Source organism: Pseudomonas sp. IPO3749 (assembly GCF_013386605.1).
GTDB classification, from domain to species: Bacteria; Pseudomonadota; Gammaproteobacteria; order Pseudomonadales; family Pseudomonadaceae; genus Aquipseudomonas; species Aquipseudomonas azotoformans_A.
Genome location: NZ_JACARN010000046.1, coordinates 1 through 22902, shown reverse-complemented (window position 1 = coordinate 22902; position 22902 = coordinate 1). Strand labels below are relative to the sequence as shown.

Here is a 22902-nt window from a genome sequence, read left to right as displayed (position 1 = left end):
CTTCAAACGAAGGCGGGGCTTTTTGTTTCTAACGACTTACTCGGCGAGCTTGAACGTGATGAAGCTTGCACGCCCCTGACGCAGCACGCGCATCGACACCGAACGATTCTTCGGCAACGCCTTGGCGATGTCGGTGAATTGCTTGGTGCTGTCGATGGCCTGGTTGTTCAGGTGGGTGATGACATCACCCGGCTGCAAACCGATCAGGGAGGCAGGACCGTCCTGTACTTCCTTGATCACCACGCCACTCTTGAGGTCGAAGGTTTTCTTCTGCTCATCGGTCAGCTCGGCCACGGCAATACCCAGGCGGTTGCTGCTGCGCTCGGCGCCTGGCTTGGCATTGCCCAAGGCATCCAGGGTTGCGCCTTCTTCAGGGATGGCACCGACCGTCAGCTCAACGGTCTGGCGCTTGCCTTCGCGGATCACTTCCAGCTTGGCCTTGCTGCCCGCCTTGAGTGCGCCGACCAGGTGTGGCAGGTCGGCCGACATAACGATCGGCTGGCCGTTCATGCTCAGGATCACGTCGCCGACTTGCAGGCCGCCTTTGGCAGCCGGGCCGTCGTCCTGGATCTGTGCGACCAACGCACCGGCCGGCTTGTCGAGGCCGAACGACTCGGCCAGGTCTTTGTTCACTTCCTGGATCACCACGCCCAACCAGCCACGGCTGACTTTGCCGCCGCTTTTCAGCTGGTTGGAAACATCCATGGCGACGTCGATCGGGATAGCGAACGACACGCCCATGAAACCACCGGAACGGGTGTAGATCTGCGAGTTGATCCCCACCACTTCACCGGCCAGGTTGAACAGCGGACCACCCGAGTTACCCGGGTTGATCGGCACGTCGGTCTGGATAAACGGCACGTAGTTTTCGTTCGGCAGGCTGCGGCCTATGGCGCTGACGATGCCCTGGGTCACGGTGTGGTCAAAACCAAACGGCGAGCCGATGGCGACGACCCATTGCCCGGCCTTCAGATCCTGGGATTTGCCCAATTTCAGCACGGGCAGGTCTTTGCCTTCGATCTTCAGCAGCGCCACATCGGAACGAGGGTCAGTGCCCACCAGCTTGGCTTTCAGTTCACTGCGGTCAGCCAGGCGCACGAGAATCTCATCGGCGTCGGCAATCACGTGGTTATTGGTGAGGATGTAGCCGTCCGGCGAGATGATGAAGCCCGAGCCCAGGGACTGAGCCTCACGCTGGCCACCCCCGCCACCACGGGGGGCACGCGGTTGCGGCATGCCGCGTTCAAAGAACTCGCGCAACATTGGCGGCAGGCCTTCCAGGTCCGGCATCTGCTGGTTGGAAACTTTGCGATCCGGCAGTTTTTGCGTGGTACTGATGTTCACCACGGCCGGCGAGGCTTGCTCAACCAACTGGGTAAAGTCAGGCAGCTCGGCCGCTTGCGCGGGCAAGGCCTGACCCAGCACCAACACCGTGGCGACTATGGATAGGTAAGACTTCAAACGTGGTATCGACATACAGCTCCCGTTACGACGAGCAGGGTTGAGCGACAGGGTTCAAGAAACGCCGAAAACTGCGACCGACATCTTTGTTCCGCGAACAAAACAAGGCCAGAGCCGACAAGCCCTGACCTATAAAAAACATAAGAGATTTTTGCAAGTGAAAATGCTGATCCAGACATTTCATGCTCTCGGCAGCCAACCTGGCATGCAAATACAGTGAAACGTCAGGATGAACATAGGATTAACGGCTCACGGCTGGGCGGCTGGTTTTTTTTCGCCGCGCACCGACAACGCGATACGTTCTGCGGTGCCGATCGGGATTTCGCCCACCACGGTCACCATCATTTCGCCGTCCACCGTATTCAGGCGACGGGATACGGCCACCGTTGGGCCCAGTTGGGTACGGGTTTCGGTGACACCCGCATCGCTGATCGGCTCAAGGAACACAGAGAAACGCGCCAATCCATCCTCGTACATCAGGCTGTCGACTGTGGCCTTGGTATGAGTGTCTTTTCGTGCACTCGTATTGGTCAGCTGAAAGCCTGGCGGCAACCACTCCAAATGCCAGGCTTCGGTCGACTGCACCTCTGGCGCTTTGTCATTGGCGACGGATATGGGAGTGCATTCGCTGCTGGGTTGCAGATCGCGATCATTCGGCACGACCGATGTGTTCAGTCGCGTGAACTGGAAGCGCTCAAGCAGTTGGCCCTGGTCGTTCAGCAAAAGGGACTTGAGCGGCAGCGCCGTTTCACGATCCAGATGCAGTTCAAAACCGTAGCGATACTGGTCACGTGGCGTGATCGACACGATCACCGCGTTACGCCCGGCCACACGGGATTTGCCAATGACGGCCAGTTCGTAGAATTGATTGAGTTTTTGCGGATCCAGCGCACGGGACGGCGCATCACGCGAGTTACCAAGGCCTGCGACAAGGGAGCCGCTGACACATTGGGCCCGGCCATCCACTCGCACGACTTCCTGGGCAGAACCATCGAGCTGCAAGAGCCGCTCACGGACCTGGCCCTCCTGGACACGATGCCAGATGTCATGCGTGGAAAAACTGCCGTTACGTTCGTAGACGAACGTGCCTTGAAAGCTTTGCTGCTGCTCTGCACGCCCAAGTCGAGTCAGCCAGTCTTGGGCTTCATCGGCGTGGGCGGGGAGTGCAAACCAACCACTGAGCAAAAGCGTAAGGAGCGGTATGGCTCGCATAGAGCTCCTTACGGATTACCGGTTTTCCAGGCTTGCCGCACGAGCATAGGGCAGAGCGGTTTCAGTGCCCTTCAGAGCCGATTCCTGTGCGTGTTGGCGCAGGTAGCCTGGAAGACGCTGGTCCTGCCAGCCGGATTGCCCTTGCAGTACACCGTTGGCCATCGGGCCGGTGGTGTCAGAGCTTTCCTTGTAGCCGGCCAGTACCGCTGGGCCTTTGACTTGCGGACCGGCCATGACCGGTTGCTGAGTTTGCTGGGCCAGTTCGGCACCGGCGATTTCGTCCTGGTTGTACAGGCGAACACCGGCCAACACTGCAACAGTCACCGAGGCAGCCACTGCCAGGCGACCCAGGCTACGCCATGGACCACGAGCAGCTTTTGCCGGAACGGCTTCATCAGCCAGCGCGGCAGAAACGGCCGCAGCAATATCCAGACGAGGGATTAGAAGATCCTTGTGCATCACCGCCCGAGCGACTTGGTAACGAGACCAGGTATCACGGGTTTCGGCATCATCAAATGCGTTGAGCACTCGACGAAGTTCCAGTTCATCCGCTTCGTTATCCATCACTGCGGACAGCGATTCCTGCAGGGCATCACGACTCATGGCGGTTCCTCTCTTGGCTGTCGCCGCTGTCTTTAGTTTTCCTGCAACAACGGTTGCAAGGCTTTATCGATGGCTTCCCGGGCCCGGAAAATCCGTGACCTTACAGTCCCCACCGGACACTGCATGACGCTCGCAATGTCTTCGTAACTCAGACCATCGAATTCACGTAAAGTTAACGCCGTACGCAAATCTTCTGGCAGTTGCTGAATAGTGCGATGAACGGTGCCTTCGATCTCGTCGCGCAGCAATGCACGCTCCGGCGACTCGAGATCCTTGAGGCCGTGATCACCATCGTAAAATTCCGCATCTTCTGAACTTACATCGCTATCCGGTGGGCGGCGTCCGCGAGACACCAGATAGTTCTTCGCCGTGTTGATGGCGATTCGGTATAGCCACGTGTAAAACGCACTATCACCGCGAAAGTTACCAAGTGCACGGTAGGCCTTGATAAAGGCTTCCTGTGCAACGTCCTGCGCTTCATGGGTGTCGTGCACAAACCGCACGATCAACCCGAGAATTTTGTGCTGGTATTTCAGCACTAGCAGATCAAAAGCTCGCTTGTCGCCGCGTTGAACGCGCTCGACCAGCTGCTGATCCTCTTCCTGGGTTAGCATGAACACTCCTCGTTGTACTTGAAGGAGGCTTGCATAACTAAACGATCAGGCTTGCAAACATAGACTCGGTCTTTTCGCAAAAGTTCTCCCCCTTCAAGCAAGTTTCCGGCACGCACTGATTTGGCACACACGAAAAACGCAGTACGGGCATGGCCGACTGCGCGAATAATCTTGTCGCCGGTTTTCTGACGCGTCCAATGCTCCCGACGGGCCAATAAACTCAACGTTTTCCCAGCTTTCGGGCAACCTGCTATTGAGTCGGGGCTTATGCAAAAAGTTCCCATCTCAATAACCTGGCGATTTTACCCCAGCCGTGCACCGTAATCTCACATTGCCACGAATGCCCGGCTATTGTGCCGCTCCACCCCTCTATATACTAGTAGCCCGTGTGACCCTTTGATTCGCCGATCCAGGCGTCCTGTTTGCGCCACCTCTTCGGATCGCTTTTTGCGGAATCCTTCCAATGAGCCAACAGTTTCAACACGATGTCTTGGTGATCGGCAGCGGCGCGGCTGGTTTGAGCCTTGCGCTGACCCTCCCCAGCCACCTGCGCATTGCGGTACTGAGCAAGGGCGACCTGGCCAACGGCTCGACATTCTGGGCCCAGGGCGGTGTCGCCGCCGTGCTGGACGACACCGACACGGTGCAATCCCACGTCGAAGACACCCTCAATGCGGGCGGCGGCCTATGCAATGAAGACGCGGTGCGCTTCACCGTCGAGCACAGCCGTGAAGCCATCCAATGGCTGATCGATCAAGGCGTCCCTTTTACCCGCGACGAACACGCGGGCAGCGACGACGGCGGTTTTGAGTTCCACCTGACCCGCGAAGGCGGTCACAGCCACCGCCGCATCATCCATGCGGCAGACGCCACTGGCGCCGCCATTTTCAAGACACTGCTCGAACAAGCTCGCCAGCGCCCCAATATCGAATTACTGGAACAACGCGTCGCCGTCGACCTGATCACCGAAAAACGGCTGGGCCTGGACGGCGAGCGCTGCCTTGGCGCCTACGTGCTCAACCGCGCCAGCGGCGAAGTCGACACCTACGGCGCGCGCTTCACCATCCTTGCGTCCGGCGGCGCAGCCAAGGTCTACCTCTATACCAGCAACCCCGATGGCGCGTGTGGTGATGGCATCGCCATGGCCTGGCGCTCCGGCTGCCGCGTGGCCAACCTGGAATTCAACCAGTTTCACCCGACTTGCCTGTATCACCCGCAAGCCAAAAGCTTCCTGATCACCGAAGCGCTGCGTGGTGAAGGTGCCCACCTGAAACTGCCCAACGGCGAACGTTTCATGCAGCGCTTCGACCCGCGCGCCGAACTGGCCCCGCGCGATATCGTCGCCCGCGCCATCGACCACGAAATGAAGCGCCTGGGCATCGACTGCGTCTACCTGGACATCAGCCACAAACCCGAAGCCTTCATCAAGACCCACTTCCCTACGGTCTACGAGCGTTGCCTGGCGTTCAACATCGACATCACCCAAGGCCCGATCCCCGTGGTGCCGGCTGCGCACTACACCTGCGGCGGCGTGATGGTCGACCAGCACGGTCGCACCGACGTCCCAGGCCTGTATGCGATTGGCGAAACCAGCTTTACCGGCCTGCACGGCGCCAATCGCATGGCCAGCAACTCGCTGCTGGAATGTTTCGTCTATGCGCGCTCGGCGGCCGCAGACATCCTTGAACAGCTGCCGCGCATTCCGGTGCCCGCCGCCCTGCCTCGCTGGGACGCCAGCCAAGTCACCGACTCGGACGAAGACGTGATCATCGCCCATAACTGGGACGAACTGCGCCGCTTCATGTGGGACTACGTGGGGATCGTGCGTACCAACAAACGCCTGCAACGCGCGCAGCATCGAGTGCGGTTGCTGCTGGACGAAATCGACGAGTTCTACAGTAACTACAAGGTCAGCCGCGACTTGATCGAGTTGCGCAACCTGGCCCAGGTGGCGGAACTGATGATCCGCTCGGCCATGGAACGCAAGGAAAGCCGCGGCCTGCATTACACCCTGGATTACCCGCAGATGCTGCCCGAGGCGCGCGACACTATCCTGGTGCCAACCACCTACGGCGGCTGAACTTAAGGCGAACCCGCAGGCGCCGATGCACATCGGCGACCTGCGAATCCCTGGGCACACACACAGAACGTATCCGCCATTCGCCTGGCACCCGGTAACGCAAAACGACGATCAATGGCAAAGCGAGGCTGTCGGGACGTAATTGCACGCTGTGCCAGCCCTGCTCCGCATTGAGCAACTGCCAGCCGTCGGCGTCGCGACGCAGGCCACGAATCGACGAACGGTGAGTCCGCAGGATAAAACGCGGCAAAACCCAGGCTGCGTGCGCCAGACACGCCAACAGGCCAAGGCTTGAATAGGACAGATCAAGAAACAAAAGCGCACCCAACGCGAACAGCTGGGCAAGGAGATACGCCGCCAGCAACAGCCGTGAGGCCTGCCAGCGGCATTCAAACGTATTACTTGGGCTGGACACGGTCCAGGATCATCCGAACCATGCGCTGCAGCTCTGGGTCTTCGGATTCGGCGCGCTCCATGAACCAGCCGAACATGTCCTGGTCTTCACAAGTCAGCAGCCTGACGTAGAGGTCGCGATCCACCTGATTGAGCGTTGCATAGACCTCTTTTGTGAAAGGCACCAGCAACACATCCAACTCCAGCATGCCACGACGGCTGTGCCAGTAGAGACGATTGATTTCTACATCTTCGACCATGGAGCGCTCCTCAAATAGGCGGCAAGTATACAGGCCCGACGGCACCGGAACAGTCAGCTTTGGTCGCCCCATACGGAAACTATCCATTTGCCGGGCGCCCCTCTATGATGCACCCATGACTTTTTGACCTGCGATGACCCATGGCTGACTCTGCTTTCTTCTGCCCCCTGTCCCACGAAGGCGTTCTCGCCGTCCGCGGCTCCGATGCCGCCAAATTCCTTCAGGGCCAACTGACCTGCAACCTCAATTACCTGAGCGATACCCAGGCCAGCCTCGGCGCGCGCTGCACGCAAAAAGGGCGCATGCAGTCGAGCTTCCGCATCCTGCTGCAAGGTGACGGCGTGTTGCTGGCCATGGCCACCGAGCTGCTGGAACCGCAGCTGGCCGACCTGAAGAAATACGCCGTATTCTCCAAGTCCAAGCTCACCGACGAAAGCGCCGCCTGGGTGCGCTTCGGCCTGGTGAATGCGGACACGGCCCTGGCCAGCCTCGCCCTTGAGCTATCGGCCGAGACCGACAGTGTTGTGCGCAACGATGCGTTGATCGCCATTCGCGTCTCCCCAGGTCGCGCTGAACTCTGGGTGCCTGCCGAGCAAGGCGACGCCGTACGCAATCAATTGGCTGCAACCCTCGATCAAACCGATCTGAATGAATGGCTGCTGGGGCAAATCCGTGCAGGCATCGGCCAGGTCATGCCGCAAACCCGCGAGCTGTTCATCCCGCAGATGCTCAACCTGCAGGCCGTGGGTGGCGTGAGTTTCAAGAAAGGCTGCTACACCGGCCAGGAAATTGTCGCGCGCATGCAGTACCTGGGCAAACTCAAACGTCGCCTGTACCGCTTGAGCCTCGATGCGCCTGAACTGCCCGAGCCAGGCACTCCGTTGTTTTCCCCCAGCCACAACAGCGCAATCGGCGAAGTGGTGCTTGCCGCAAAAGCCGGCCAGACCATTGAACTTCTGGCCGTGTTGCAAGCCGAAGCTGCCGATAGTGGCGATGTGCACGTAGGCACACTGGAAGGTCCCGGCTTGCAACTGCTCGACCTGCCTTACACGCTCGACCGTGATCGAGAGATCCAGCGCTGATCGCCGTACCTTTTTGCAACACCCTAGAGAGCATGAATGAACAAGCTGGCGGAAAAAGTCCAACAGGCTTTAGTGACGGCCATCGACAACGATGACCTGGTTCTGCCGACATTGCCGGAAGTGGCCCTGAATATTCGTCAGGCTGCTGAAGACCCGGAAATCAGCATCAGCCACTTGAGCAAAGTGATCGGTCGCGATACCGCGCTGTCGGCGCGCCTGATCAAAGTGGTCAACAGCCCGTTGTTGCGCGCCACCCAGGAAGTCACCGACCTGCACACCGCCATCACCCGGCTGGGCACCAACTACAGCAGCAACCTGGCGATCGGCCTGGTGATGGAGCAAATTTTCCACGCCCGCTCCGACGTGGTCGAACAAAAGATGCGCGATGTGTGGCGCCGTAGCCTGGAAGTGGCGGGCGTCAGCTACGCCCTCTGTCGTAGCCACAGCCAGCTCAAGCCAGACCAGGCGGCCCTTGGCGGCCTGGTGCACCAGATTGGCGTGCTGCCGATCCTGACGTACGCCGAAGACCATTACGAGTTGCTCGCGGACCCGGTCAGCCTCAATCACGTCATCGAGAGCATCCACCCGTTGCTCGGTGACAAACTGCTGAGCGGCTGGGACTTTCCGGAAATGCTCGCCAAACTGCCCGGCCAATACCTCAACCTGGAACGCGATTCAGCCAGCCTCGACTACGTCGACCTGGTGCAGGTGGCTGTGTTGTATTGCCATCGCGGAACCGATCACCCCTTGGCCAGCGTACCGGTCTCAACCTTGCCTGCGATCAAGAAACTGCGGTTCGACCCATACAGCGAAGCCTTGCGTGCCGAGTTGGACGAAGCCCGCTCGATGTTCTATTGATCAGCCCGCGATAAAACTCACCCGCACTTTCAGGCCTGCCCGTTCGCCATCGTGCAGGCTGATCTGCGCCAGGTGCGCCCGGCAAATCTCACCGACAATCGCCAACCCCAGGCCTGAGCCCATGCCCTGCTGACTGCGACGGTAGAAACGCTCGAACACGCGATCACGCTCATCCAGCGGGATACCTGGGCCATCGTCCTCCACTTCCAGCACCGCCGGCGCCGTCACCCGCAGAATCACGTTGCCGCCCGGCGGTGTGTGAGCCAGGGCGTTGTCCACCAAGTTGCTCAGCAACTCATTCAACAAGGTCGGCTCACCGCGCAGCCACACCGGCTCGTCGGCCTCCAACGCCAGCGCCACGCCGCGTGCGTGGGCCAACGGCGCCATGGCCATGCCCAGCTCTCGGGCCAACTGGCTGAGGTCGAGCAACTGCGCGCCACCTTCGGCAATCGCGCGGGCGCCATTTTCAATGCGTGCCAGGGACAACAATTGATTAGCCAGATGTGTCAGACGGTCAGTGCCTTGGGCTGCGGTTTCCAGGGTATTGCGCCAGGTGACGGGGTCCTCGGCACGCAAGCCCAGTTCCAGCCGGGCCTTGAGCGCAGCCAGCGGTGTGCGCAGCTCATGGGCCGCATCAGCGATAAATTGCGCCTGGCGCTCAAACTGACCGCGCAGGCGTTCGGTGAAGTGGTTGAGGGAGCGCACCAGTGGCCCAAACTCATGCTGCACTTCCACCAATGGCAATGGACGCAAGTCGTCAGGCTGACGCTCCTCTACCGCCGTGCGCAGGCGCTCCAGCGGGCGCAACGCCGCACTGACGGCAAACCACACCAGCAGCAATGCGCCGACAGCGAGCATCCCCAGGCGCAGCAAAGTGTCTGCCATTAGGCTGCGGGCCATGCTGACGCGTGCTTCATCAGTTTCAGCGACACGGATTTCCGCCATACCGTTCATGTTCGGCTCGGAGACTGCCTTGAGCAGGCTGACCACCCGCACCTGCTGCCCCTGATACATGGCGTCATAGAAACGTGCCAGCGCCGGATAATCGTCGGTGCGTGGTGTACCCGGCGGTGGGCCGGGCAGGTTTTCGTAGCCGGAGATCAGCTTCTGGTCGATGTCGTTGACCTGGTAATAAATGCGCCCGGCGCTGTCGTAGGCAAAAGTGTCCAACGCGACATAGGGCACATTGGCGCTAAGGGTGCCATCCACTTGGGTCAAGCCAGCGGCGATGGTGCGCGCCGAGGCCAACAGCGTGCGGTCGTAGGCGGTGTCAGCAGCTTCGCGACCATTCCAATAAGCGCTCATGCCACTGGCGAGCATCAACAGCACCAACAACAGCGCCAGGTTCCACAGCAGGCGCCAGCGCAGGCTGCTGGGCTTATGCATCGCGGGCTTCCAGCAGGTAGCCGAGGCCGCGGAAGGTCACGATGGCGATGGGCTGGCCGTCGAGTTTCTTGCGCAGGCGATGCACGTAGATTTCGATGGCATCGGGGCTGGCTTCTTCGTCCAGGCCGAACACCTGGGAAGCCAGTTGTTCCTTGCTCATCACCCGGCCCGGCCGGGCAATCAGCGCCTCCAGCACCGCTTGCTCGCGGGAGGTGAGCGTCATCAGCTCGCCGCCCACGGTGAAGCGCCGCGTGTCGAGGTCATAGACCAACACGCCGCAGGCCTGCTGGCGCTCGCCGCCCAACACACTGCGCCGCAGCAATGCCTTGACCCGCGCTTCCAACTCGGTGAGTTCGAACGGTTTGGCGAGGTAATCGTCAGCCCCAAGATTGAGACCGTGCACGCGGTCTTTCACATCACTGCGCGCGGTCAGCATCAGCACCGGCAGATTTTTTCCACGGGCGCGCAAACGTGCAAGCACTTCGAAACCGTCCATGCGCGGCAGCCCCACATCGAGGATCGCCGCCGCGTATTCCTCACTGCTCAGGGCCAGGTCCGCCGCCACGCCATCGTGCAGCACGTCAACGGTCAGACCCGTGCTCTTGAGCGCTTGCGCGACACTTTCGGCAAGTTGCAGATGGTCTTCAACCAGCAGGACACGCATGGATTTCTACCTCGTTCAGGGGTGGTCGGCGCCACGCTTTGGCGGGCAGTTTACAGGCGCCGCCTGCCCTGTGAAGCCCGAAAACATTGAAAGGCCACTGAAAGGTTAGTGAAAGCTTCGCCCTTTAGCATCCAGCCACGGTGGTCTATGCCCGCCGAGCTGCCTTCGCGCCGCGCCCGAAAAACGCCTCGAAGCGTTTTCGCCAAAATAAGAACAATAACGGAGTACACAACGATGCTGTCGACACAGCCCCAGGCCCCCTCGCCTGTTCGTTTTTCTCGCCTGACCCAGACCGCCCTCGCCAGTGCTGCTACCCTTGCCGGCTTTTCGCCGCTCAGCCAGGCTGCCTTCTTCGAAGACAGTAGCGCGACCCTGGAAACCCGCAACATGTACTTCAACCGCGACTTCCGCGACGGCACCAGCGCCCAGCAATCCAAACGCGACGAATGGGCCCAGGGCTTCATGCTCAACCTGCAATCGGGCTACACCGACGGCACCGTCGGCTTTGGCGTGGATGCGCTGGGCATGCTCGGGGTCAAGCTCGACTCCAGCCCCGACCGCACCGGCACCGGCCTGTTGCCCACCCACGACGATGGCCGCGCCGCCGACGAGTACTCCAAGCTGGGCCTGACCGGCAAAGTGAAGATCTCGGCCACCGAGCTGAAAATCGGCTCGCTGATCCCCGAACTGCCGATCCTCAAGCCCAATGACGGCCGCATCCTGCCGCAGACCTTCAACGGCGGCCTGATCACCTCCAAGGAATTCAAGAATCTGGTGTTCACCGGGGGCCGCCTGGACAAGGCCAAGGACCGCGACGACAGCAACTACGAAGACATCGCGCTCAACAACAAGAACAGCCGCTTCGTCAGCGGCGCCACCGGCAAGCACTTCAACTTTGGCGGCGCCGACTACAAGTTCGCCGACAAGATCACCGGCAGCTACCACTTCGCCCAACTCGACGACGTGTACCGCCAGCACTTCCTCGGCCTGGTGGCCGCACGCCCGATGGGCCCCGGCACCTTCGCCACCGACCTGCGCCTGGCCATCAGTGATGACACTGGCAGCGCCCGTGGCGGCAAGATCGACAACACGTCCCTCAACGGCCTGTTCAGCTATGCCCTCAATGGCCACAAGCTCAGCGCCGGCTACCAGCACATGTCCGGCGACAGCGCCTTCCCGTATGTGGATGGCAGCGACCCGTACCTGGTCAACTTTGTGCAGATCAACGACTTTGCCGGCGCCGAAGAACGCTCCTGGCAGGCACGCTACGACTTCGACTTCGCCAAGCTGGGCATCCCCGGCCTGAGCTTCATGAGCCGTTACCTCTCGGGTGACAACATCAAGCTCAAGAACGGTGATACCGGCAAGGAATGGGAACGCAACAGCGAGATCAAGTACGTGGTGCAAAGCGGCACGTTCAAGGACGTGGCCGTGCGCCTGCGCAACGCCACTTACCGTTCCAACTACTCAGCCCGTGATGCGGATGAAATGCGCTTGCTGGTCAGCTATAGCGTCGCCCTTTGGTAGTACCCCCTCATAACAACAAAGATGGAGATAACCATGACCCCTTCACTGCGTAAATTGGCCCTCGCCGCCGGCTGCATGCTGTTCGCCGGCCAACTGCTGGCTGCCGACGAACCCAAGCGCCCGGAATGCATCGCCCCGGCCTCGCCTGGCGGCGGTTTTGACCTGACCTGCAAACTGGCGCAAAGCGCGCTGGTCAACGAAAAGTTGCTGAGCAAGCCGATGCGCGTGACCTACATGCCAGGCGGCGTGGGTGCGGTGGCCTACAACGCCGTGGTCGCCCAGCGTCCAGCCGATGCCGGCACCCTGGTGGCTTGGTCCAGCGGTTCGCTGTTGAACCTGGCCCAGGGCAAGTTCGGCCGTTTCGATGAAAGCGCCGTGCGTTGGCTGGCAGCAGTCGGCACCAGCTACGGGGCCATCGCAGTGAAAGCCGATTCGCCCTACAAGACCCTCGACGATCTGGTCAAAGCCCTGAAGAAAGATCCGGGCAGTGTGGTGATCGGTTCCGGCGGCACCGTCGGCAGCCAGGACTGGATGCAAACCGCGCTGATCGCCAAGGCCGCCGGGATCAACCCGCGTGAACTGCGTTACGTGGCGCTCGAAGGCGGCGGCGAAATTGCCACCGCCCTGCTTGGCGGCCACATCCAGGTGGGCAGTACCGACATCTCCGACTCCATGCCGCACATCCTCAGCGGTGACATGCGCCTGCTGGCCGTGTTCTCCGAGCAGCGCTTGGACGAGCCGGAAATGAAGAACATTCCGACCGCCAAAGAGCAAGGCTACGACATCGTCTGGCCGGTGGTGCGCGGTTTCTACCTCGGGCCAAAAGTCAGCGATGCCGACTACGCCTGGTGGAAAGACGCCTTCGACAAACTGCTGGCCTCGGAAGAGTTCGCCAAGCTGCGTGACCAGCGCGAGCTGTTCCCGTTCGCCATGACCGGCCCGGAGCTGGACACCTACGTGAAGAAACAGGTGGCTGACTACAAAGTGCTGGCCAAAGAGTTTGGCCTGATCCAGTAATCACCCCTTCCTGTCGCACGGCCACGCCCCTTTCAACAGGGGCGCGGCCCAGGAGTTTCACATGCTCTTACAACGCATTTTCGCCAGCGTGATGCTGCTGGTCTGTGCCGGTCTCGCGCTGATGGCGTGGCCGTATCAGGCCGCGTTTTCCTACGAGCCGGTCGGGCCGCGCGCCTACCCGTTGCTGATGCTCGGGCTGATGAGCCTGGGCCTGATCTACATGATCATCCGCCCACAGCCGACCAAACACACCGAAGAAGAACCCGCGCTGGACCGCGAAACCCTGATCAAGATCGGCATCTGTGTCGGCCTGTTGATCGTATTCGCCGGCACCTTCGAACCCCTGGGTTTCATCCTCAGCAGCATGCTGATCGGCATTCCGATGGCGCGCCTGTATGGCGGCCGCTGGCTACCGAGCGTGGTGATCGTCAGCCTGATGGCGATTGGTCTTTACCTGCTGTTCGATAAAGCCATGGATGTGCCGCTGCCCCTCGGCCTGCTCGACGTTTTGGAGAACTGATATGGATACTTTCGGCTATTTGGGCCAGGGCTTCGGCGTTGCACTGTCCCCCTACAACCTGGTGACCGCCCTGTGCGGCACCCTGATCGGCACCGTGGTCGGCCTGTTGCCGGGCCTGGGCCCGATCAACGGCGTGGCGCTGTTGATCCCCATCGCGTTCGCCCTGGGCCTGCCGCCGGAATCGGCGCTGATCCTGCTGGCGGCCGTGTACCTGGGCTGCGAATATGGCGGGCGTATCAGCTCGATCCTGCTGAATATCCCAGGCGAAGCCTCTACCGTGATGACCACCCTCGACGGCTACCCGATGGCCCGCAAAGGCCTGGCCGGCGTGGCGCTGTCGTTGTCGGCGTGGAGTTCGTTCATCGGCGCGTTTATCGCCACCTGCGGCATGGTGTTGTTTGCGCCGCTGCTGGCCAAATGGGCGATTGCCTTCGGGCCGGCGGAATATTTCGTACTGATGGTGTTCGCGATCGTCTGTCTCGGCGGCATGGCCGGTGACAAGCCGTTGAAGACCTTTGTCGCAGCGCTGATCGGCCTGTTTCTGTCGGCGGTGGGCATCGACGCCAACAGCGGCGTGTACCGGTTTACCGGCGACAACATCCACCTCACCGACGGCATCCAGTTTGTGGTGTTGGTGCTGGGCCTGTTCTCCATCAGCGAGATCCTGTTGCTGCTGGAAAAAACCCACCGTGGCCAGGAAGCCGTGAAGGCCACGGGCCGCATGATGTTCAACCTCAAGGAAGCGGGCGCGGTCTTTGTCGTCAACATCCGCTGCGGTTTGCTGGGTTTCATCATGGGCGTCTTGCCAGGTGCCGGTGCGACCTTGGCCTCGGCGGTTGCCTACATGACCGAAAAACGCCTGGCCGGTGCCAGCGGTAAATTCGGCCAGGGCGACATGCGCGGCCTCGCCGCCCCGGAAACGGCCATCGGCGCGTCCGCCTGCGGCGCCCTGGTGCCAATGCTGACCCTCGGCGTACCCGGTTCGGGCACCACGGCGGTGATGATCGGCGCCCTGTCGCTGTACAACATCACCCCGGGTCCGCTGCTGTTCCAACAGCAACCGGACATCGTCTGGGGCCTGATCGCGTCGTTGTTCATCGCCAACATCATGCTGGTGATCCTCAACATCCCGATGATCCGCATCTTCACGCGCATCCTGGCCGTGCCGAACTGGGCGCTGGTGCCGGTGATTGCGATCATCACGGCGATTGGTGTTTACGCGGTGCACGCCACCACCTTCGACCTGTTCCTGATGGTCGGCATCGGCATCTTCGGCTACATCCTGCGCAAGCTCGACTTCCCGCTGTCGCCGGTGCTGCTGGGCTTTATCCTCGGCGGCTTGATGGAGCAGAACCTGCGCCGTGCGCTGTCGATCTCCAACGGTGACCTGCAGATCCTCTGGTCGAGCCCGATCACCTTTGGTGTATGGGTACTGACAGCGTTGATGCTGGCCTTCCCGCTGGTGCGTATCTACCGCAAACGTGCCCTGCAGCGTCGTGCCGTAGCCGATGTCTGAGGTCACCTTTAAACATTGGTGGGGAACACCGCTGGTCGGCCTGGCCGGCGGTTACCTGGCCAGCCTCGTCGGCTGGCCTTTGCCGTACATGGTCGGCTCGTTGCTGGCGATCATCCTGGTGCGTTGCCTCACGCCGTGGCAATTGGCGGAAATTCCCGGCGGGCGCAAATGCGGCCAATGGGTAGTGGGGATCGGGATTGGCCTGCACTTCACCCCGGTGGTGATCGAGCAGGTGATGAGCCACTTCGGGCTGATCTTCTTCGGTGCGCTGGTCACCAGCCTGTCGAGCGTGGTCGGCGTGTGGTTGATGCGCCGCAGTGGTGAAGACCGCGCCACCGCATTTTTCTCCAGCATGCCGGGCGGCTCCGGTGAGATGGTCAACCTCGGCGCACGCAATGGCGCGGTGCTCAGCCGTGTCGCGGCGGGGCAGAGTCTGCGGGTGCTGGTGGTGGTGCTGTGTGTACCGGCAATCTTCAAGTACTTGCTGGAAGGCGGCACGCCGCAGTTTCATCCGGCGCCGGTGAGTTGGCCTTGGCTGTTGGCGCTGTTTCCGACAGGCGCGCTGGTGGCCTGGGGTTGGCAGCGGTTGCGTCAGCCGAACCCGTGGTTGTTCGGGCCGCTGCTGGTGAGTGCGACGGCCAGCGTCGTGTGGGATTTGCATATCGGCCTGCCAGACGGCGGCAGCCAGATTGGCCAATGGTTGATCGGCAGCGGTTTGGGCTGCCATTTCAATCGTCAGTTCTTTCGTCGCGCGCCCTCGTTCATGGGCCGCACCCTGATTGGTACGGCCTTGACCATGGCGCTGGCAACCTTGGCGGCGGTGGGCCTGAGCGCCTTGACCCATCTGGACCTGCGCTCATTGACCTTGGGCATGATGCCCGGCGGAATTGCCGAGATGAGTCTGACGGCGGAGACCCTGCAACTGTCGGTGCCGTTGGTGACGGCGATGCAGGTGATGCGGCTGTTATTTGTGCTGTTTCTGGCGGAGCCGTTGTTCAGGCATTGGAACCGCCAGCCCCAACCGTAAACCGTATCAGAGTGGCGGCAACCGCCACTCGATCGGCGTCTCGCCATTCTGCTCAAGAAACTTGTTGGTCCGGCTGAAGTGCCCGCACCCCAGAAATCCGCGATACGCCGACAATGGCGACGGGTGCACTGACGTCAGCACCAGGTGCTTGGTCGCGTCGATCAGTTTCTGTTTGCCCTGGGCATGGGCACCCCACAGCAGAAACACCAGATGCGGCTGATGCTCGCTGACCACTTCGATAATCCGATCGGTAAAGAACTGCCAGCCCTTGCCCGCATGGGCGTTGGCATTGGCGCGCTCGACGGTCATGGTGGTGTTGAGCATCAGCACGCCCTGGTCGGCCCAGCTTTGCAGGTAGCCATGGTTGGGGATGTCGATGTTCAGGTCGCGCTTGAGCTCTTTGTAGATATTGACCAGCGACGGTGGCGCCGGCACGCCCGGTTGCACCGAGAAGCACAAACCGTGGGCCTGGCCGGGGCCGTGGTAGGGGTCCTGGCCGAGGATCACGACTTTGACCTTACCCAACGGCGTGGAATTGAGCGCGTTGAAAATCAGTGGGCCGGGCGGGTAGATCTCTTTGCCGGCGGCATGTTCCTGGCGCAGGAACTCGCGCAACTGGGCCATGTACGGCTGCTCGAACTGATCCCGCAAGGCGTGTTTCCAGCTGGGTTCGAGTTTGATACGGTCGTCTTCGGTCATGGTTGAATAGTCTTGTAAAAAAGAATGAGGCGAACCCTAGGAAAGCCGACCCCGCTTGTCAATTGATCTGACACACCAACGGCGCTTTCCTACGAAGCGATCATACTCATCCTTCACCTTATCGATTGAGGTCACGATGAACCTGCACTTCGAAGAGCTGACCGGCAGCGACGGTGCCCGCATCGGCATCGCCAGCCTCGACGCTGAAAAATCCCTCAATGCCCTTTCCCTGCCGATGATCCTGGCCCTGGGCGAACGCCTGGACGCTTGGGCCAAGGATCCGAACATTCACTGTGTACTGCTGCGCGGCAATGGCCCCAAGGCGTTTTGCGCCGGGGGCGAAGTGCGCAGCCTCGCGCAGGCCTGTCGCGAACAGCCAGGCGTGGTGCCAGCCCTGGCGGCGCAATTTTTTGCGGCCGAATACCGTTTGGATTATCGCCTGCACACCTACCCAAAACCGGTGATTTGCTGGGGCCACGGCTACGTGTTGGGTGGCGGCATGGGCCTGTTGCAAAGCGCCGCAGTGCGCATCGTCACACCGAGCAGCCGGTTGGCCATGCCGGAGATCAGCATCGGCCTGTATCCGGACGTCGGCGCCAGTTGGTTCCTGTCGCGCCTGCCAGGCAAGCTGGGGTTGTTCCTGGGCCTTACCGGCGCGCATATCAATGGCCGCGACGCTCTGGACCTCGGCCTGGCCGACCGCTTCCTGCGCGATGATCAACAAGACGAGTTGCTGGATGGATTGCTGCAATTGAACTGGCAGGAACAGACCGCGATGCAACTCAACAGCCTGCTCAAGGCGCTGGCCCAAGAAGCTGTCGACCAGCAACCCGAAGCGCAGTGGCTGCCGCGCCGGGCACAAATCGACGAATGGCTGGACGTGGGCGATGTGCGGTGTGCCTGGCGCAACTTGAGCCCACTGCGTGAGCATGCCGATCCCCTGTTCAGCCGTGCCGGCCAGACGCTGAGCGAAGGCTGCCCGCTGACGGCCCATCTGGTGTGGGAGCAGATCCAGCGTGCCCGGCACCTGTCCCTGGCGCAGGTGTTCCAGATGGAATACACGATGAGCCTCAATTGCTGCCGCCATCCGGAATTTAGCGAAGGGGTGCGCGCGCGATTGATCGACAAGGACCAGACGCCCCATTGGCATTGGCCGGATATCAATACGGTTCCAGAGGCGGTGGTGCAGGCGCATTTCAACAAAGCGTGGGAAGGCCGCCATCCGTTGGCGGACTTGTCGGATTACTGACACCCACAAAAAAGCGGCGCTTCATGCGCCGCTTGCATTACTGGCCTGTCAACGGTGACCGCCGCGGCCACCTCCATGGTCGGAACCGCGTCCGTGTCCGCCATTCCCCCACCGGTCGCCGCCCCAGCCTTGGTTCGGATAAGGCCGGTAACCGGCACGCGGCCCGTAGTAACGCGGGGCGGGCTGGTAATAACGCGGGGCCGAGTAGTAGCGTGGTTGTGCCGCGTAGTAGCGCGGCGCGGGGTAGTAATCACGGCGGTATTGATACGCCGTGCCGCCGCCGTAGTAATACACCGGTGCCGGTGAGGTGTAGACCTCGGAACGGTAATAGCTCTGGCCGCCATCGTAATAGGGCACGCAAGCGCAAAGGGTCAGACCGAGTAAAGCGCTGAGCAGCAATCGTCGATACATGGCGGCCTCCTGGACCGCGGAAGAGCACCTCTAGCGACGCTGGAGGGCGGCACCCGGCTTTCACCGAATGACAGAATATGTGACACCGAAAACTGAATCTGGTGCGTTTCCGTAACGACTTGATACATCTGTTCAAGCTTTATCGATTCAGTAAATTTATCTGGCCCGCAACTTTCTCAATTGCGATGATGTCACTATGACATCGCACCCTGCCATGGAGGCTCTAGCGTGCGCCCTTCGCTACTATCGCCGGATTCGAGCCATGAAAATCTCAACCAAGCTGCTGCTTTCATTTTTACTGTGTGCGTTGGTCACCCTCGGGGTCGGCCTGTTGGGGATCAAAGGGGTCGTGCGCCTCTCTTCGGCACTGGAGCTGACGTTCTCCAACAACCTTGTCTCCGTGAGTAATACGGCCGCCACCCTCAATGGCCTGGTCGCCCATAATCGCGGGTTGTATCGGTTAATGGATGCGGCTAACGGCAACGTGGCCCAACAAGACCGCGAGCGCGTGCGCCAGGATATCGCCCAGGAACTCAAGCGCAGCCAGAGCGCCTACGCGACGTATCGCGCGACGCCGTTGGAAGATGACGAACGGGCAGCCGGAGACAAGCTCGACCAGATTTGGCCCACCTACGTCAGCAGCTCCGATCGCATCATGGCGTTGCTTGACGGCGACCAGGTCGATCAGGCCCGCACTCAGCTGAACACCACCAACAATGAACTGTTCCGCCAGGCGCGCGAGTTGATCCGCGTGATGATCGAGTCCAATAACCGCCAGATCAAGGAAGGTGCCATCGCCGCCGATGAGCTGCGTGCCAGCGCGTTGACCTGGATGATCAGCGGCATTGTCCTGGCGTTCATCATTGCTATCACGGTGGGTGTATTGATCACCCGCCTGATCACCCGCCCCATCGCCCAGGCCGTGGACAGCGCACAACGCATTGCCAAGGGCGACCTGACCCAAGCCATCGTTACCGAACGCACCGACGAAGCCGGGCAATTGCTGATGGCGCTGTCGGACATGCAGGGCGGCTTGAAAAGCACCCTGGTGGAAATCGCCAACGCTTCCGACCAGCTCGCCTCGGCCGCCGAAGAGCTGAGCGCGGTCACCGATGAAAGCAGCCGTGGCCTGACCCGTCAGAATGATGAAATTCAACAAGCCGCCACCGCCGTCAACCAGATGACCGCCGCCGTGGACGAGGTGGCGAGCAATGCCGTCTCCACCTCGGAAGCTTCGCGCCAAGCCAGCACCGAGGCCGAAGACGGGCGCCAGCAAGTTGAGCAAGCCGTATCCGGCATGCATTCGATGGTGGGTGAAATCAACGATTCCACGCAGTCGGTGGCAGATCTTGCCGGCCAGGTAAGGGAAATCGGCAAGGTGATCGATGTGATCCGTGGGATCGCCGACCAGACCAACCTGCTGGCCCTGAATGCGGCCATCGAGGCGGCGCGCGCCGGTGAGCAAGGTCGTGGCTTCGCCGTGGTCGCCGATGAAGTGCGGGCGCTGGCCCACCGGACTCAAACCTCGACCGTCGATATTGAAAAGATGATTGGCGACGTCCAGACCGGCGCCGATGATGCGGTCGCGGCGATGAACAAGAGCCTGACCTGGGCCAACAACACCCAGACCCTGACGCAAAACGCTGGCGAAGCGCTGCAACGGATCACCGCCAGCGTGGCGAAGATCAATGAACGCAACCTGGTGATCGCCTCTGCCTCGGAAGAGCAGGCCCAGGTGGCCCGCGAAGTGGACCGCAACCTGCTGAACATCCAGGACCTGTCCACCCAAACGGCCGCCGGTGCTCACCAGACCAATGCGTCCAGCCAGGACCTGTCGCGTCTGGCCACTTCGTTCAACGTACTGGTCAGCAAGTTCCAGCTCTAAGTAGCTTGGGCCGGGTCGGACCTGTATCGTGCACGGCATACCTTGCCCGATCCAGCCCGAACCCGCCCATGACCACGCCAACACTCTGCCCCGCCTGTGGCGCGCGCAACGACTGCACGCTGGCCGACCCGCGCACAGCCGACCAAGCCTGCTGGTGCTTCAGCGTCACCATCGATCCAGCGGTGCTTGAGGCCCTGCCCTCGGAGCTGCGCAACCAGGCTTGTCTGTGCCCACGCTGTGCCCAGGTGGATCAGCAATTGCGCGGGGCTGAGCCGAAGTAATGCGGGTTGATCGTCTCCTCAGTAACCTGCCGCGCTTCAATCGCAAGCAAGTGCGCCTGTTGCTGGCAGAGCGGCGTGTGTCGGTGGATGACGTTGCCGTCAGCGATCCTCACCACGAGGTCCGGGAATTCAGCCGTGTATGCGTTGACGGTGAAGTGCTTCAGGCCGGCAAACCGGCGCGCTACTTCATGCTGCACAAACCCCAGGGGTGCGTAAGCGCCACCGCGGACCCACAGCACCCAACCGTGCTGGATTTACTTGATGAGCCGGACAAAGGTGAGCTGCACATTGCCGGTCGTCTGGATTTCAACACCACCGGTCTGATGCTGATCACCAACGATGGCCAATGGTCGCGGCGACTGACGCAGCCACAGACCAAACTGCCCAAGGTCTATCTCGTGGAGACCGAGCAGGCTATCGGCCCTGAGTATGCGAGTTCCTTTGCCGAGGGTCTGTACTTCGCATTCGAAGACCTCACCACCCAACCCGCCGAGTTGGAATTACTGGGGCCGACCACCGCACGGCTGAGCATCGTTGAAGGCCGCTACCACCAGGTGAAGCGCATGTTCGGACACTTTGATAACAAGGTGATCGGCCTGCACCGCGAGCGGATGGGCCCTTTGGTGCTGGATGTGGCCCTCGCGCCGGGCCAGTATCGGGCGCTGACTGACGACGAAATCCGACAGGTCTGACGACCGTTCAGCCGGTGATGGCAAAAAACCGCCCTGTTGCCTTGCGGGGTCGCACCTCTGCTGCTTGAATCAGGATCACCAGTTCAAATATGACTGGCGAGTCGCCTATAACCTCCAAGAAACACCTTGCCCCGCCCGCGCTTGATCTACGGGCCTCTCAGGCAAACAGCCCGCCATAACAACAGCCGTCGGCCAGCCGCCATCGGACCGACATGGGCCCTCCTTTTCCAGGCGTATGCCTACCTGTCACAAAGCTCGTGCAGAGTGATCTGCGCGCTCTACCCGCTTGCCAGGAGTCTTACGACATGAGGCCAGAAATCGCTGTGCTGGATATACAGGGTCAGTATCGGGTTTACACGGAGTTCTATCGCGCGGACGCTGCTGCAAAGACCATCATCCTGGTCAACGGCTCCATGGCCACCACGGCATCCTTCGCCCAAACCGTGAAAAGCCTGTACCCGCAATTCAATGTGGTTTTGTACGACCAGCCCTACGCTGGCCGCTCCAAAATCCATAACCGTCATGAGCAAATGCTGACGAAGGAAGTCGAAGGCCAGCTCCTGCTGGAACTTATCGACCACTTCGCCGCCGAGCACGTACTGTCATTTTCCTGGGGCGGCGCCGCCACCCTGGTCGCCCTCGCCCATCGCCCACGCCGCGTGGAGAAGGCCGTGATCAGTTCGTTCTCCCCGGTGATCAACGCCCCAATGCGCGACTACCTCGAACGCGGCGTCGACTACCTCGGCAACCTCGACCGCGACCGCGTCGGCCACCTCGTCAACAGCACCATCGGCAAACACCTGCCGTCACTGTTCAAGCGCTTCAACTACAAGCACGTGAGCAGCCTGGCCGAGCATGAGTATGGGCAGATGCACTTTCACATCAGCCATGTGCTCAACAGTGACCGCCTGTGCTACCTCAAGGCGGCCAAGCAGATCGACATTCCGGTGTTGTTTCTCAACGGTGAATGGGACGAATACACCAGCGCCCAGGACGCCAAGCTGTTTGGCCAGCATGTGGCCAACAGCAGCTTCAGCACGATTCAGGCGACGGGGCATTTCCTGGACATGGAGCACAAGGCGGCGTGCCGAGACAGCCGGGAGGCGGTGGTGGGCTTCTTGAAACCGCAGCGGCAGGTCAACCGATTGCGCTATCACCAGGGTCAGGCGCAGCATGCCTTTGCCATTTGAACGCTTGTGGGGGAGCTGGCTTGCCTGCTCCCACAAGCACGTAACCCACACATTTTTGAAGAAAAACTTCAAATCCCCGCGAACATCTGGTACAAAGTCAGCCGCTCTGAGCGGGTATAGTTTAATGGTAGAACAGTAGCTTCCCAAGCTTCCGACGAGGGTTCGATTCCCTCTACCCGCTCCACTCAAATTCTCGTTTCTCGTCAAGTTGCGTTTGACGGGGGATGCATAAAAAACCGGTCCTTGATGGCCGGTTTTTTTATTTCAGCATGACT

23 protein-coding genes and 1 tRNA gene are annotated in these 22902 nt (G+C 60.9%); 14 read left to right on the top strand and 10 right to left on the bottom strand.

Annotated elements, in window-relative coordinates; all coding sequences use genetic code 11:
* Positions 1 to 36 precede the first annotated feature (36 nt).
* The 4 genes from HX812_RS18990 to rpoE all read right to left on the bottom strand — a co-directional run bounded on the left by HX812_RS18990 (position 37) and on the right by rpoE (position 3890).
* A complete protein-coding gene (locus HX812_RS18990) occupies positions 37 to 1476 on the bottom strand; it encodes a DegQ family serine endoprotease (protein ID WP_016975170.1) in 1440 nt (479 codons plus the stop codon).
* 234 nt (positions 1477 to 1710) lie between these two features.
* The gene (locus HX812_RS18985) at positions 1711 to 2673 is read right to left on the bottom strand and encodes a MucB/RseB C-terminal domain-containing protein (protein WP_038848195.1); all 963 of its coding nucleotides are present in this window, start codon (positions 2671 to 2673) and stop codon (positions 1711 to 1713) included.
* 15 nt (positions 2674 to 2688) lie between these two features.
* Complete coding sequence (locus HX812_RS18980; protein ID WP_016975168.1) at positions 2689 to 3276, bottom strand: sigma-E factor negative regulatory protein; 588 nt, start codon at positions 3274 to 3276, stop codon at positions 2689 to 2691.
* A gap of 32 nt (positions 3277 to 3308) precedes the next feature.
* Positions 3309 to 3890: an RNA polymerase sigma factor RpoE gene (rpoE, locus tag HX812_RS18975; protein ID WP_003172477.1), complete on the bottom strand. Its 582-nt coding sequence runs from the start codon at positions 3888 to 3890 to the stop codon at positions 3309 to 3311.
* A gap of 463 nt (positions 3891 to 4353) precedes the next feature.
* On the opposite strand from rpoE, the gene nadB reads away from it, so the two are divergent.
* Positions 4354 to 5970: an L-aspartate oxidase gene (nadB, locus tag HX812_RS18970; protein WP_033902656.1), complete on the top strand. Its 1617-nt coding sequence runs from the start codon at positions 4354 to 4356 to the stop codon at positions 5968 to 5970.
* Here nadB and HX812_RS18965 read toward each other — a convergent pair.
* Positions 5939 to 6385, bottom strand: coding sequence for a protein YgfX (locus HX812_RS18965; RefSeq protein ID WP_080642409.1), 447 nt, complete (start codon positions 6383 to 6385; stop codon positions 5939 to 5941). The two genes, nadB and HX812_RS18965, sit on opposite strands and share 32 nt — an antisense overlap.
* Positions 6369 to 6623, bottom strand: coding sequence for a succinate dehydrogenase assembly factor 2 (locus HX812_RS18960; RefSeq protein WP_014717362.1), 255 nt, complete (start codon positions 6621 to 6623; stop codon positions 6369 to 6371). The genes HX812_RS18965 and HX812_RS18960 overlap by 17 nt, the downstream gene beginning before the upstream one ends.
* 140 nt (positions 6624 to 6763) lie before the next feature.
* Here HX812_RS18960 and HX812_RS18955 point away from each other — a divergent pair, with 140 nt between their 5' ends.
* Positions 6764 to 7705, top strand: a complete 942-nt coding sequence (locus HX812_RS18955) for a folate-binding protein YgfZ (RefSeq protein WP_038848190.1) — start codon at positions 6764 to 6766, stop codon at positions 7703 to 7705.
* 36 nt (positions 7706 to 7741) lie between these two features.
* Positions 7742 to 8563 (top strand): HDOD domain-containing protein, encoded by an 822-nt coding sequence (locus HX812_RS18950; protein ID WP_038848188.1) that lies wholly within the window; start codon positions 7742 to 7744, stop codon positions 8561 to 8563.
* On the opposite strand, the gene HX812_RS18945 is transcribed toward HX812_RS18950, so the two are convergent.
* The gene (locus HX812_RS18945; protein WP_038848183.1) at positions 8564 to 9949 is read right to left on the bottom strand and encodes a sensor histidine kinase; all 1386 of its coding nucleotides are present in this window, start codon (positions 9947 to 9949) and stop codon (positions 8564 to 8566) included.
* Positions 9942 to 10613 (bottom strand): response regulator, encoded by a 672-nt coding sequence (locus tag HX812_RS18940; RefSeq protein WP_010212220.1) that lies wholly within the window; start codon positions 10611 to 10613, stop codon positions 9942 to 9944. Before HX812_RS18940 ends, HX812_RS18945 begins: the two co-directional genes overlap by 8 nt.
* A 234-nt stretch (positions 10614 to 10847) precedes the next feature.
* Between HX812_RS18940 and HX812_RS18935 the strand changes: the two genes are divergently transcribed.
* The 5 genes from HX812_RS18935 (at position 10848) to HX812_RS18915 (ending at position 16220) form a co-directional block, all read left to right on the top strand.
* The gene (locus tag HX812_RS18935) at positions 10848 to 12140 is read left to right on the top strand and encodes an OprD family porin (protein WP_038848181.1); all 1293 of its coding nucleotides are present in this window, start codon (positions 10848 to 10850) and stop codon (positions 12138 to 12140) included.
* Between the two features lie 33 nt (positions 12141 to 12173).
* Positions 12174 to 13157 carry a tripartite tricarboxylate transporter substrate binding protein gene (locus HX812_RS18930; RefSeq protein WP_033902662.1) on the top strand — a complete coding sequence of 328 codons (984 nt, stop codon included), beginning with the start codon at positions 12174 to 12176 and terminating at the stop codon, positions 13155 to 13157.
* A 61-nt stretch (positions 13158 to 13218) separates the two neighbouring features.
* On the top strand, positions 13219 to 13677 hold the full coding sequence (locus HX812_RS18925) for a tripartite tricarboxylate transporter TctB family protein (RefSeq protein WP_038848178.1): 459 nt from the start codon (positions 13219 to 13221) through the stop codon (positions 13675 to 13677).
* A gap of 1 nt (position 13678) precedes the next feature.
* Complete coding sequence (locus HX812_RS18920) at positions 13679 to 15193, top strand: tripartite tricarboxylate transporter permease (RefSeq protein WP_038848176.1); 1515 nt, start codon at positions 13679 to 13681, stop codon at positions 15191 to 15193.
* The gene (locus HX812_RS18915) at positions 15186 to 16220 is read left to right on the top strand and encodes an AbrB family transcriptional regulator (protein ID WP_038848173.1); all 1035 of its coding nucleotides are present in this window, start codon (positions 15186 to 15188) and stop codon (positions 16218 to 16220) included. Before HX812_RS18920 ends, HX812_RS18915 begins: the two co-directional genes overlap by 8 nt.
* 6 nt (positions 16221 to 16226) lie before the next feature.
* Here HX812_RS18915 and ung read toward each other — a convergent pair whose 3' ends face one another.
* Positions 16227 to 16919, bottom strand: a complete 693-nt coding sequence (gene ung / locus HX812_RS18910; protein WP_038848170.1) for a uracil-DNA glycosylase — start codon at positions 16917 to 16919, stop codon at positions 16227 to 16229.
* Between the two features lie 136 nt (positions 16920 to 17055).
* Here ung and HX812_RS18905 point away from each other — a divergent pair, with 136 nt between their 5' ends.
* A complete protein-coding gene (locus tag HX812_RS18905) occupies positions 17056 to 18168 on the top strand; it encodes an enoyl-CoA hydratase/isomerase family protein (RefSeq protein ID WP_038848167.1) in 1113 nt (370 codons plus the stop codon).
* 48 nt (positions 18169 to 18216) lie between these two features.
* Here HX812_RS18905 and HX812_RS18900 read toward each other — a convergent pair whose 3' ends face one another.
* Positions 18217 to 18579 carry a hypothetical protein gene (locus tag HX812_RS18900; RefSeq protein WP_038848164.1) on the bottom strand — a complete coding sequence of 121 codons (363 nt, stop codon included), beginning with the start codon at positions 18577 to 18579 and terminating at the stop codon, positions 18217 to 18219.
* A 262-nt stretch (positions 18580 to 18841) separates the two neighbouring features.
* On the opposite strand from HX812_RS18900, the gene HX812_RS18895 reads away from it, so the two are divergent.
* The 5 genes from HX812_RS18895 to HX812_RS18875 all read left to right on the top strand — a co-directional run bounded on the left by HX812_RS18895 (position 18842) and on the right by HX812_RS18875 (position 22811).
* A complete protein-coding gene (locus HX812_RS18895; protein WP_038848160.1) occupies positions 18842 to 20464 on the top strand; it encodes a methyl-accepting chemotaxis protein in 1623 nt (540 codons plus the stop codon).
* Between the two features lie 68 nt (positions 20465 to 20532).
* The gene (locus HX812_RS18890) at positions 20533 to 20745 is read left to right on the top strand and encodes a cysteine-rich CWC family protein (protein ID WP_038848158.1); all 213 of its coding nucleotides are present in this window, start codon (positions 20533 to 20535) and stop codon (positions 20743 to 20745) included.
* On the top strand, positions 20745 to 21437 hold the full coding sequence (locus HX812_RS18885) for a 16S rRNA pseudouridine(516) synthase (protein WP_038848155.1): 693 nt from the start codon (positions 20745 to 20747) through the stop codon (positions 21435 to 21437). The genes HX812_RS18890 and HX812_RS18885 overlap by 1 nt, the downstream gene beginning before the upstream one ends.
* A gap of 305 nt (positions 21438 to 21742) precedes the next feature.
* Positions 21743 to 22627, top strand: a complete 885-nt coding sequence (locus HX812_RS18880) for an alpha/beta fold hydrolase (RefSeq protein WP_038848151.1) — start codon at positions 21743 to 21745, stop codon at positions 22625 to 22627.
* 110 nt (positions 22628 to 22737) lie between these two features.
* A tRNA-Gly gene (locus HX812_RS18875) sits at positions 22738 to 22811 on the top strand.
* The last annotated feature ends 91 nt before the right edge of the window (positions 22812 to 22902 follow it).